General features: G+C 69.0%; 11 protein-coding genes. 7 read left to right on the top strand and 4 right to left on the bottom strand.

Going from position 1 to position 10,657, the window contains the following annotated elements:
• Window positions 1-114 (top strand): hypothetical protein (locus VJS38_RS06560; RefSeq protein ID WP_324087354.1); only part of this gene is annotated, 114 nt, incomplete at its 5' end.
• 3 nt (window positions 115-117) lie between these two features.
• On the opposite strand, the gene VJS38_RS06555 is transcribed toward VJS38_RS06560, so the two are convergent.
• The 3 genes from VJS38_RS06555 to VJS38_RS06545 all read right to left on the bottom strand — a co-directional run bounded on the left by VJS38_RS06555 (window position 118) and on the right by VJS38_RS06545 (window position 2,422).
• Entirely contained in the window at window positions 118-1,053 is a 936-nt protein-coding gene (locus tag VJS38_RS06555; protein ID WP_324087353.1) for a DUF808 domain-containing protein, read from the bottom strand.
• A 153-nt stretch (window positions 1,054-1,206) separates the two neighbouring features.
• Window positions 1,207-1,782 carry a hypothetical protein gene (locus VJS38_RS06550; RefSeq protein WP_324087352.1) on the bottom strand — a complete coding sequence of 192 codons (576 nt, stop codon included), beginning with the start codon at window positions 1,780-1,782 and terminating at the stop codon, window positions 1,207-1,209.
• Window positions 1,783-1,855: 73 nt separating this feature from the next.
• A complete protein-coding gene (locus VJS38_RS06545) occupies window positions 1,856-2,422 on the bottom strand; it encodes a DUF427 domain-containing protein (RefSeq protein ID WP_324087351.1) in 567 nt (188 codons plus the stop codon).
• A gap of 126 nt (window positions 2,423-2,548) precedes the next feature.
• Between VJS38_RS06545 and VJS38_RS06540 the strand changes: the two genes are divergently transcribed.
• Complete coding sequence (locus tag VJS38_RS06540; RefSeq protein ID WP_324087350.1) at window positions 2,549-4,384, top strand: oligopeptide:H+ symporter; 1,836 nt, start codon at window positions 2,549-2,551, stop codon at window positions 4,382-4,384.
• Between the two features lie 42 nt (window positions 4,385-4,426).
• Here VJS38_RS06540 and tldD read toward each other — a convergent pair whose 3' ends face one another.
• Window positions 4,427-5,857 carry a metalloprotease TldD gene (gene tldD / locus VJS38_RS06535; protein WP_324087349.1) on the bottom strand — a complete coding sequence of 477 codons (1,431 nt, stop codon included), beginning with the start codon at window positions 5,855-5,857 and terminating at the stop codon, window positions 4,427-4,429.
• Between the two features lie 228 nt (window positions 5,858-6,085).
• On the opposite strand from tldD, the gene coxB reads away from it, so the two are divergent.
• The 5 genes from coxB to VJS38_RS06510 all read left to right on the top strand — a co-directional run bounded on the left by coxB (window position 6,086) and on the right by VJS38_RS06510 (window position 10,446).
• On the top strand, window positions 6,086-6,994 hold the full coding sequence (coxB, locus tag VJS38_RS06530; protein WP_324087348.1) for a cytochrome c oxidase subunit II: 909 nt from the start codon (window positions 6,086-6,088) through the stop codon (window positions 6,992-6,994).
• 17 nt (window positions 6,995-7,011) lie between these two features.
• Entirely contained in the window at window positions 7,012-8,673 is a 1,662-nt protein-coding gene (ctaD, locus tag VJS38_RS06525; RefSeq protein ID WP_324087347.1) for a cytochrome c oxidase subunit I, read from the top strand.
• Window positions 8,674-8,750: 77 nt separating this feature from the next.
• Entirely contained in the window at window positions 8,751-9,719 is a 969-nt protein-coding gene (gene cyoE / locus VJS38_RS06520; protein WP_324087346.1) for a heme o synthase, read from the top strand.
• 12 nt (window positions 9,720-9,731) lie between these two features.
• Window positions 9,732-9,881 (top strand): hypothetical protein, encoded by a 150-nt coding sequence (locus VJS38_RS06515; protein ID WP_324087345.1) that lies wholly within the window; start codon window positions 9,732-9,734, stop codon window positions 9,879-9,881.
• A complete protein-coding gene (locus VJS38_RS06510) occupies window positions 9,862-10,446 on the top strand; it encodes a cytochrome c oxidase assembly protein (protein WP_324087344.1) in 585 nt (194 codons plus the stop codon). The genes VJS38_RS06515 and VJS38_RS06510 overlap by 20 nt, the downstream gene beginning before the upstream one ends.
• The last annotated feature ends 211 nt before the right edge of the window (window positions 10,447-10,657 follow it).

Genomic DNA, 10,657 nt, shown 5'->3' with positions numbered 1-10,657 from the left:
GAGCTGCACGAGATCGCCGAGAGCGGGATCACGCCGGCCGAACGCCTGCTCGAGCTCTACAACGGCCCCTGGGCCGGCGACGCCGGCAAGGTCTACGAGGCCTTCGCGTACTGAGGCTCAGTGCGCTTTGCGCCGGATCAGGTGCAGGGCGCTGGCGGCCGTCGCGCCGACGATCAGGCCGACCACAGCCGAAGCGGCGGCATAGGCCAGCCAGCCGGCCGCGACGCCGACGACCGGGGCCGCTCCGGCCCAGTGCTGCAGGCCATGCACCCACTCGGGAACCGGCGTCAGCCGGTAGCGCTCCAGGCCGTGGACGATGATGCCGCCGCCGACCCACAGCATGGCGGCGGCGCCGACGACGGTCAGGCCGTCGAGCAGCGGCGGCATGGCCCGGACGAGGCCGCGGCCGACGGCCCTCACGCCGCGCCCGCTGCGGCGGGCCAGGTGCAGGCCGATGTCGTCCATCTTCACGATGAAGCCGACCAGGCCGTAGACGCCGACCGTCAGCGCAAAGCCCACGGCCGCGAGCGCGCCCGCCTGCACGGCGATCGGGCGGTCGGCGACCGTCGCCAGCGAGATGGCCATGATCTCGGCCGAAAGGATCAGGTCGGTGCGCACGGCGCCCCCGACCTTGCGTTTCTCGAGCTCCTGGGAGCTGAGCGCGAGCTCGTCCGGATCGCATTCCCCCTGCGGCTCGTGAGAGATCGCTTCGATGGCCTTTTCCGCCGCTTCGAAACAGAGGTAGGCGCCCCCCAGCATCAGGATCGGGGTGATCGCCCAGGGCGCAAGGGCGCTGAGCGCCAGGGCGGCGGGCAGCAGGATGAGGAACTTGTTGCGCAGCGAGCCCAGCGCGATCTTCCAGACGATCGGCAGCTCGCGGTCGGGGGTGAAGCCCACTGCGTAGCCCGGCGTCACCGCGGCGTCGTCGACGACCACGCCCACCGCTTTCGAGCCGGCCTTGCCGGCGGCGCCGGCGACATCGTCCAGCGAGGCCGCCGCCAGCTTGGCGATGGCGGCGATATCGTCGAGCAGCGCGGCGAGACCCGAGGCCATGTCGTCCCTAATGACTTGCGACGCTCGGGATCGGCTTCGCCGAACCACGATAAACACGAAAAGTCCGTGTGAGCCGGAGCGGCGCAGCTTCTGCGGCTTGTTCGTGTATTTCGTGTATTTCGTGGTTCTTAGATTAACGGCAAGGGGTACCCCTCAGCGCACCGGCATCATCAGGTGCGCGTAGGGCGTCCCGGACCACATCACATAGGGCTGAGAGGTGTCCGGGTCGGGGCTCGCCGGGTACTGCGACAGCATCGCCGCGTCGCCGACCACCATCACGTGCGGACCGGTCTTGATCCAGTGGTTCGTGGCGGTGGGTTTCTGGGCGTAGGGGTCGGTGTTGCTGGCGTCGGTGCCGCCGGCCAGCATGTACATCACGCCCGCCTTCTGCGGCGGCGGCTGATGCTGCATCCAGGCCGTGGCCCAGGCGAGGGCGTTGGCGTCCAGGCACATCGGGTCGGGGCCCGGCGTCGCCGGCTGGTCCGGCATGCAGGTGAAGCCGTTCGTCCCCTGGCGCAGGGTCCGCATCTTTCCGTCGGCCCCCATGGCGACGATGGTGGCGTTCTTCGCCACCGCCGGCGGCGCGGCGGACATCGCGCTTTCGATCAGCGCGGCCTCCGAGGGCGCCGCTTTCGCACCCATGTTCATGTCCTCGCCGAGGACGGGGCCGCCGCAGACCAGACTGACGGCGAGGCCGCCCAGAGCGCACAGGGAGCTGGTGCGACGCATGGTGTCTTCCTCCGCATACGCCCGACTTGCGCGGAATATAACACCGTTATTTCGACTTCACCACGCGGCGGGCTCAGCGCCGGCCCTCGTCGCCGCTCGCGCGCATGTCCACGTTCGACGGCCAGTGCTCGCGCTGGCTGGCGCCGCCGCCGGCGTCGGTGTGCTGGACCACCTCGTCGATGCTGCGCTGCTCGCGCTGGCGCCGCTCCTGGGCGCGGAGCATCTCCTGCACCTCGTCGAGTTCGTCGCGGCGGTCGTGATGCTTCGGGTTCACCACCGCGTCGTCGACCTCGTAGAGGTGCACCTGCTCGGGATAGAAGGCGATGCGGCCGGCGATCGGCTCCATCGCTTCGAAAGGATGCTCGTAGGACCAGACGCCGTTCTCGAGGATCTCGCCGTCCATCGTCAGCGTGAAGTAGGCCGCGTCGCCCTTGTAGGGGCAGTGGGTGTGATGCTCGGTGCGGCCCATGTATTCCATGGCGACGTCGCTGCGCGGAAAATAGACCACCGGCCGGTAGGCGGCCTCGCGCAGGATCAGCGCCTCGTTGCTGTCGGCGATGACGTGATTGTTGAACTCGGCGCGCCAGCGGCGCTTGGCCGGTTCGAGCGTGATCGGATGGTCGGGGCCAGGCGTCAGCATCGGTGGGTCCTCCTTGCGGGCTCAACGCCCGAGCCGCGCGGGCGGGTCCCCTGCGGCAAATGTTACACCTTGTGACATCACGCGGCGCGTGATCTTTTCCCGCGATTCCAGCAGGATCCCTCCAAGATGGACATCGTATTCGTCGCCGGCCTCGTCGTCACCTTCGCCACCGCCGTCCCCGTGGCGCTGCAGCTGCGCCAGCATCCGCGGGGCCTGGCGATCCTGTTCTTCGCCGAGATGTGGGAGCGGTTCTCCTACTACGGCATGCGCGGCCTCTTGATCTTCTTCCTGACCCAGCAATTCCTGATGGACGACAGGCAGGCCAGCGCCGGCTACGGCGCCTACACCGCGCTCGTCTATCTGATGCCGCTGATCGGCGGCGTGCTCGCCGACCGGCTGCTGGGGACCCGCAAGGCGGTGGCCTTCGGCGCGCTGCTGCTGGTCGCCGGCCACACCGCCATGGCCTTCGAGGGCCGGCCGGCGGTGCAGGAGCTGACCTGGCGGGGCGCGAAATACGAGTTCGTGGCCCAGGGCCGCGCCGAGGACCGCATCGTGCGGCTGAAGGTCGGCGAGGGCCTCTACGACTATGCGCCGACCGCCGACGGCGGGCTTGCGGTCAAGGGCCTGCCGGCGGCCGCGCCGCTGCCCCCGGTGCTGCCGAAGGGCGCCTTCAGCCTGAGCGTCCGCGACGACAATCCGGTGTTCAAGGACATCATGTACCTGGCGCTGGCCCTGATCATCATGGGCGTCGGCTTCCTGAAGGCGAACATCTCCTCGATCGTCGGCCAGCTCTATCCGCAGGACGACCCCCGGCGCGACCCGGGCTTCACGCTCTATTACTACGGCGTCAACGTCGGGGCCTTCTGGGCGGCGATCGCCTGCGGCTGGCTGGGGCAGCGGATCGGCTGGTGGGCGGGCTTCGGCGCGGCCGGCGTCGGCATGCTCCTGGGCTATCTGGTGTTCATGGTCGGCCAGCCGCTGCTCGAGGGCCACGGCGGCCCGCCCGATCCGCAGCGGCTGAAGCGGCCGCTGCTGGGCCCGCTCAGCACCGAGGCCTCGACCTATCTGCTCAGCCTGGCCGGCGTGGTCGTCGTCTTCTTCGTGGTGCAGAGCGGCGGCCTGGTGGGCGCCCTCCTCGGCGCCGGGACGGTGCTCGTGCTGGGCTATCTCGGCTGGTACATGGTCACCCAGTGCAGCCGCGTCGAACGCGAGCGGATGATGCTGGCGCTAGTGCTGGTGGCGGGCTCGGTGGTGTTCTGGGCGCTCTACGAGCAGGGCGGCTCGTCGCTCAACCAGTTCGCCGAACGCAACGTCGACCTAAGGCTCTGGGCCGGCCAGTCGATGACCGCGGCCCAGGCGCAGTCGTTCCAGGGCGCCGGCATCCTCCTGCTGGCCCCGGTGATCTCGGCGATCTGGGCGTGGCTGGGCGCCCGCGGAAGGGATCCCAACCCGGTGTTCAAGTTCGCCATCGGCCTCTTGATGGTGGGCGCGAGCTTCTTCGTCATCGTCTTCGGCGCGCGCTTCGCCGGTCCCGACTTCAAGACCCCGCTGATCTATCTGGCGGTCGCCTACACCATCCAGACCACCGGCGAGCTGTTCCTCTCGCCGGTCGGCCTGTCGGAGATGACCAAGCTCGCCCCCCGGGCGCTGATCTCGACCATGATGGCGACCTGGTTCCTGGGCACCGCCGGCGCCCAGTGGCTGGCGGCGCAGATCGCCGCGCTGACCGCCGCCGACACCGTCAGCGGCCAGGTGCTCGACGCCGGCAGGTCGCTGGCGACCTACAACGACGTCTTCCTGAAGATCGGCGCCGGCGGCGTGGCCGCGGGCGTGGTGATGCTGGCGCTCTCGCCCTGGCTGAAGCGCTGGGCGCATGCGGGGGCGTACAGCCCGGCGGACCAGCCTGATCAGACTGTCATCCCGGAACGCGCGCAGCGCGTGTCCGGGACCCATACGCACTGAGGCTTCCGGACCAGTTGCAGCGGCGACGCCGCAGGAATTCCCTTAAAGATTCGTCCCGCCGACGGTCAGGCCGGCCAGCTTCAGCGACGGCTGGCCGACGCCGACGGGGACGCTCTGGCCGGACTTGCCGCAACTGCCGATGCCGGGGTCGAAGTCGAAGTCGTCGCCGATCATGGTGACGCGGGTCAGCGCCGAGGGGCCGTCGCCGATCAGGGTCGCTCCCTTCACCGGCGTGGTGACCTTGCCGTCCTCGATCAGATAGGCCTCGGTGCACTGGAAGACGAACTTGCCGTTGGTGATGTCCACCTGGCCGCCGCCGAAGCTGGTGCAGAAGAGGCCCCGCTGGGTCGAGGCGATCATCTCCGCCTGCGGGACCGAGCCGCCGAGCATGGCGGTGTTGGTCATGCGCGGCATCGGCATGTGAGAGTAGGACTGCCGGCGCGCATTGCCGGTCGGCGCAAGCCCCATCAGCCGGGCGCTCATCCGGTCGTGCATGTAGCCGACCAGGATGCCGTCTTCGATCAGGATGGTCCGCTCGGTGGGCGTGCCCTCGTCGTCGACGGTCAGCGAGCCGCGGCGGCCGGGAATCGTCCCGTCGTCGAAGACGGTGACGCCGGGCGCCGCCACCCGCTCGCCGATGCGGCCGGAGAAGGCCGAGGTGCCCTTGCGGTTGAAGTCGCCTTCCAGGCCATGGCCCACGGCCTCGTGCAGCAAGACCCCGTTCCAGCCCGGGCCCAGCACCACGTCCATCTCGCCGGCGGGGCAGGGGACGGCGTCCAGGTTGACGAGCGCCTGGCGCAGCGCCTCCTCGATCTGCTCCTGCCAGCGGTCCGGCGTGATCCAGGCCTCGAAGCCGCTGCGGCCGCCGGCGCCGGAGGTGCCGGTCTCGCGGCGGCCGTCGCGCTCGACGCTGATCTGCACATTGAGGCGGCACAGCGGGCGCACGTCGCGGATCAGCCGGCCGTCGGCGCGGACGATCTCGATCACGCGCCGTTCGCCGGCCATGGAGGCCAGCACCTGCACCACGCGCGGGTCGCGGGCGCGGGCCCAGGCGTCGATCTCCTGCAACAGCGCCACCTTGTCGCCGAAGTCGGGCGAGGCGAGCGGATTCTCCTCGCCGTAGAGCTTGGCGTTGGTGGGCCGCGGGGCCTCGGCGGCGACGCCGGCGTAGCCGCGCTTGGCCAGTGCGGCGGACTCGGCGGCTCTGCGGATCGCGGCCTCGGAGATCTCGCTGGCGTGGGCGTAGCCGGCGGTCTCGCCGGCCACCACGCGCAGGCCGAAGCCCTCGGTGGCGTCGTAGGCCGCGGACTTCAGCCGGCCGTCGTCGAACAGGAAGGATTCGCTCTCCGAGCGCTCGACGAACAACTCGCCGTCGTCGGCGCCGGCGAGCGCCTCGCGCAGCACCTGGCCGGCGCGTTCTGGGTCGACGCCGGCGGCGTCCAGGATCGAGGGGGCGGGGGAGGGAGCGTTCATGCACCGAAGATAGGGAGTGAGCGGCGCGCCGTCATCCTCCCTCCTTGATGGGCAGGGCGGCGGTTTGCTCTATCTGACGCTAGCGCCTTGGCAAGTTCCGGGGATGCGCGTATGCACGCCCGCGAAGGGGCGGACCGGCGCATCACTGCGCCTGCGCGCGCTCATTTCGTCAGGCGGCGGGATCGTCGGTTTCGCGAGACGCGGCCGCGCCAACCAGACCGAGGGGACATGAAGTCGAGGTTTAAGGGGATGCGGGCGTGGGCGACCGGTGTCGCCACGGGCGCAACGGCGGCGTTCTGGGGCGCATCGGCCCTCGCCGAGGACCTGGTGGGCCAGCCCACCGACAAGGCGATCGACCTGCAGCCGGGGGTGACCCCGCTACGGCACGACGCGATCTTCTTCCACAACGCCATCCTGCTGCCGATCATCACTGCGATCGTGCTGCTGGTGCTGGGCCTGCTCGTCTGGTGCGTCGTGCGCTACAACCGTAGAGCCAACCCGACGCCGGCGAAGTGGAGCCACAACACCGTCGTCGAGGTGATCTGGACCCTGGCGCCGGTGCTGGTGCTGGTCTTCATCGCCATCTTCTCGTTCAAGCTGCTGTTCGCCTACCACGACATGCCCAAGCCCGACCTGACCATCAAGGCGACGGGCTATCAGTGGTACTGGGGCTTCGAGTATCCCGACCAGAAGATCCCCGAGTTCGTCTCCAACATCCTGCCGGAGGATCAGGCCAAGGCGAAGGGCGTGCCCTACCGCCTGGCGGCGACCCAGCCGATCGTCGTGCCGGTCAACAAGACCGTCCGCGTGCTGGTCACCGGCGCGGACGTCATCCACGCCTTCGCCGTGCCGTCGTTCGGCGTCATCATGGACGCCATCCCCGGCCGGGTGAACGAGACCTGGTTCAAGGTCGATCGCATCGGCACCTACTACGGCCAGTGCCGCGAGCTGTGCGGCGTCGACCACGCCTTCATGCCGATCGAGGTCCATGTGGTCAGCCAGGCCGACTTCGACGCCTGGGTCGCCTCCAAGCACGGGACCGCCGCGGCCGCCACGCCGACGACCGTCGCCGCCTCCGCGACCGCCCCGGCCGCTCCCACCACTTCCGCCGCGCCTGCCGCGCCGGCCGCCCACTGATCTAGGACAAGCGTACGATGGCACACGCCGCCGCTCACGATCATGGCCACGACCATGGACACGACCATAAGCCGCCGTTCCTGGTCCGTTGGCTGTTCTCGACCAACCACAAGGACATCGGCACGCTCTACCTGCTGTTCGCCATCATGGCGGGCCTGGTGGGCGGGGCGCTCTCCGGCCTGATCCGCTGGGAGCTGGCCGAGCCGGGCATCCAGGTGTTCCGGCCGGGCAGCCTGCTCGCCCAGATGGGCCTGATCGAGGCCAGCAAGCACGGCTACAACGCCGTGGTCACCGCCCACGCCCTGATCATGATCTTCTTCATGGTCATGCCGGCGATGATCGGCGGCTTCGGCAACTGGTTCGTGCCGCTGATGATCGGCGCGCCGGACATGGCCTTCCCGCGGATGAACAACATCTCCTTCTGGCTGCTGGTCGCGGCCTGGGTGATGCTGCTCACCTCGATGTTCGTCGACGGCGGCCCGGGCAAGGGCTTCGGCGGCGGCTGGACGGCCTATCCGCCGCTGTCGACCACGGGCCACGCGGGCCCGGCGATGGACTGCGCGATCCTGGCGCTGCACCTGGCCGGCGCGAGCTCGATCCTGGGCGCCATCAACTTCATCACCACCATCTTCAACATGCGCGCGCCGGGCATGACCCTGCACCGGATGCCGCTGTTCGTCTGGTCGGTGCTGGTGACCGTCTTCCTGCTGCTGCTCTCGCTGCCGGTGCTGGCGGGCGCGATCACCATGCTGCTGACGGACCGCAACTTCCACACCCACTTCTTCGACCCGGCCGGCGGCGGCGACCCCGTCATGTACCAGCACCTGTTCTGGTTCTTCGGCCACCCGGAAGTGTACATCCTGATCCTGCCGGGCTTCGGCATCATCAGCCACATCGTCTCGACCTTCTCGCGCAAGCCGGTGTTCGGCTACCTCGCGATGGCCTACGCCATGGTCGCCATCGGCTTCGTCGGCTTCCTCGTGTGGGCGCACCACATGTACACGGTCGGCATGAACATCAATCTGCGCGCCTACTTCGTGGCCGCGACGATGGTCATCGCCGTGCCGACGGGCGTGAAGGTGTTCTCCTGGATCGCGACGATGTGGGGCGGCTCGATCGAGTTCAAGACGCCCATGCTGTGGGCGATCGGCTTCATCTTCCTGTTCACCGTCGGCGGCGTGACCGGCGTGGTCCTGGCCAACGCCGGCATCGACTACAGCCTGCACGACACCTACTACGTGGTCGCGCACTTTCACTACGTGCTCAGCCTCGGCGCCGTGTTCGCGATCTTCGCCGGCTTCTACTACTGGTTCGAGAAGATCTTCGGCGTGAAATACCGCGAATGGCTCGGCGCGCTGCACTTCTGGATCATGTTCGTCGGCGTGAACCTGGTCTTCTTCCCGCAGCACTTCCTCGGCCTGCAGGGCATGCCGCGCCGCTACGTCGACTATCCGGAAGGCTTCGCCTTCTGGAACAAGGTGTCGTCGGTCGGCTACGCGATCACCGTCGTCGGCGTCCTGGTCTTCCTGGTGATGCTGCTCGAGGCGATGGTCGCCCGCCGCAAGGCCGAGGCGAACCCCTGGGGCGAAGGCGCCACGACGCTGGAGTGGACGCTGTCCTCGCCGCCGCCGTTCCACCAGTTCAACGAACTGCCGGTCATCGAGTCCGAGGCGCACTGAGCGCCTGACCGGGAACAATCTGGGGGCGCGCACCGGAAACGGCTGCGCGCCCTTCTAGCTTTTAAGAGTATAAGTCCATGGCCATGGCTACGGCCCCCTCCGACACGCGCGCGCCCGCCCGCTGGCAGGACTTCCTGCAGCTCCTGAAGCCGCGGGTGATGTCGCTCGTCGTCTTCACCGGCCTGACGGGCCTGGTGGCCGCCGATCGTCCGCTGAACCCGGTCCTGGCGACGGTGGCGATCCTCTGCATCGCCGTCGGCGCCGGCGCCTCGGGGGCGCTCAACATGTGGTACGACGCCGACATCGACGCGAAGATGCGCCGCACCCGCGGCCGGCCGGTGCCGGCGGGCCGGGTGCAGGGCGCCGACGCGGCCGGCCTGGGCGTGGTGCTGTCGCTGTTCTCGGTCATGCTGATGGGCATGGCGCTGAACTGGCTGGCGGCGGGCCTTTTGGCCTTCACCATCGTCTTCTACGCCGTGGTCTACACCATGTGGCTGAAGCGCTCGACGGCGCAGAACATCGTCATCGGCGGCCTGGCCGGCGCCCTGCCGCCGGTCATCGGCTGGGCGGCGGCGAGCGGCTCTGCGCCGCTGAACGCCTGGCTGCTCTGCGCCATCATCTTCATGTGGACGCCGCCGCATTTCTGGGCCCTGTCGCTCTACACCACCGAGGACTACGCCCGCGCCGGGGTGCCGATGATGCCGGTGGTGAAGGGCGCGGCCTCCACGCGCCGCCAGATCCTCGCCTACACCGCGATCCTGGTCCCGCTCGGCGTCGCGCCGGCCTTCACCGGCCTTGGCGGGGCGGCCTATCTGGCGGTCTCGGGCCTGGGCGGGCTGGTGTTCCTGCTGCTGGCGGCGCGCCTTTGGCGCAGCCATGCCGGCGAAAGCGCCGACCCGCGGATGACCGACGGCCTCTATGACGTGCGCGCCGGCGCCAAGGACGCGCGCAACCTGTTCGCCTTCTCGATCCTCTACGTCACCCTCTTGTTCGCCACCCTGCTGGTCGAGCACGTGATGGGCCTTGCGGCCCTCCACCTGGTCTAAGGGAACAGTCCCATGAGCGATCCCGCCCGGGAGAGCGAGACGGAAGCCAGGGCCCGCCGCGGCCGCAACATCGCGCTGGCGCTGGGCCTCTTCCTGTTCGTCGTCCTGATCTTCGTCGTCACCATCGTCAGGCTGCGCGAAAATGCGATTCCCCACTTCTAAGGGCGCACCGCTGTCGCCGCAGAGGCGACGCAACCGCAAGGTGGTGGTGATCTGCCTGGCGGTCTTCTTCGGCATGGTCGGCGCGGCCTACGCCTCGATCCCGCTCTACCGCGCCTTCTGCCAGGTGACCGGCTTCGACGGCACCGTCAGCCGCGCCAAGGCCGCGCCCACGACGGTGCTCGACAAGACCGTGACCGTGCGCTTCGACGCCAACGTCAACGGCCTGCCGTGGGACTTCACCGCCGAGCAGACCGCCCAGAAGGTCCAGCTGGGCGAGACCAAGCTCGCCTTCTTCAAGGTGGTGAACAACTCCGACCAGCCGGTCACCGCGCGGGCGGTGTTCAACGTCGTCCCCGAGCAGGCCGGCAGCTATTTCAAGAAGCTGCAGTGCTTCTGCTTCTCCGACCAGACCATCGGCGCCCACCAGACGGTCGAGATGCCGGTGCTCTATTTCGTCGATCCGAAGTACGCCCAGGACTTCGAGACCAAGACCGCCAAGGAGATCACCCTCTCCTACACCTTCTACCCGGCCGCCGACGCGCCCAAGGCCGGGCCGAAGGGGTAGAGAGCCGCGATCCTCCCCCAAAGGGGAGCATCTGGCCGCTGCCCCCCTTTCCCCCTTGGCGGACCCCGCAGCGCAGGTCTATAGCGTCACGCGAAACGGCGTCCGGCCCGCGTGGAATCAGCGGGCGCGCGAGCGCCTGGGGGATTTAGAGGATTAGGACCGCGATGGCCCAAGGCGTTAAGCACGACTATCACCTGGTCAACCCGAGCCC

Origin of the sequence: Phenylobacterium sp. (assembly GCF_035276905.1) — a bacterium.
In the GTDB taxonomy this organism is placed as follows: domain Bacteria; phylum Pseudomonadota; class Alphaproteobacteria; order Caulobacterales; family Caulobacteraceae; genus Phenylobacterium.
Note: the sequence above shows the minus strand (reverse complement) of the source record. Positions and strands in the feature narration are given on the sequence as shown.

Coding starts and splice junctions, on each gene's coding strand:
- ctaD (WP_324087347.1), top strand. CDS start 7,012: ATGGCACACGCCGCCGCTCACGATCATGGCCACGACCATGGACACGAC.
- tldD (WP_324087349.1), bottom strand. CDS start 5,857: ATGAACGCTCCCTCCCCCGCCCCCTCGATCCTGGACGCCGCCGGCGTC.
- VJS38_RS06555 (WP_324087353.1), bottom strand. CDS start 1,053: ATGGCCTCGGGTCTCGCCGCGCTGCTCGACGATATCGCCGCCATCGCC.
- cyoE (WP_324087346.1), top strand. CDS start 8,751: ATGGCCATGGCTACGGCCCCCTCCGACACGCGCGCGCCCGCCCGCTGG.
- VJS38_RS06515 (WP_324087345.1), top strand. CDS start 9,732: ATGAGCGATCCCGCCCGGGAGAGCGAGACGGAAGCCAGGGCCCGCCGC.
- VJS38_RS06510 (WP_324087344.1), top strand. CDS start 9,862: ATGCGATTCCCCACTTCTAAGGGCGCACCGCTGTCGCCGCAGAGGCGA.
- coxB (WP_324087348.1), top strand. CDS start 6,086: ATGAAGTCGAGGTTTAAGGGGATGCGGGCGTGGGCGACCGGTGTCGCC.
- VJS38_RS06540 (WP_324087350.1), top strand. CDS start 2,549: ATGGACATCGTATTCGTCGCCGGCCTCGTCGTCACCTTCGCCACCGCC.
- VJS38_RS06545 (WP_324087351.1), bottom strand. CDS start 2,422: ATGCTGACGCCTGGCCCCGACCATCCGATCACGCTCGAACCGGCCAAG.
- VJS38_RS06550 (WP_324087352.1), bottom strand. CDS start 1,782: ATGCGTCGCACCAGCTCCCTGTGCGCTCTGGGCGGCCTCGCCGTCAGT.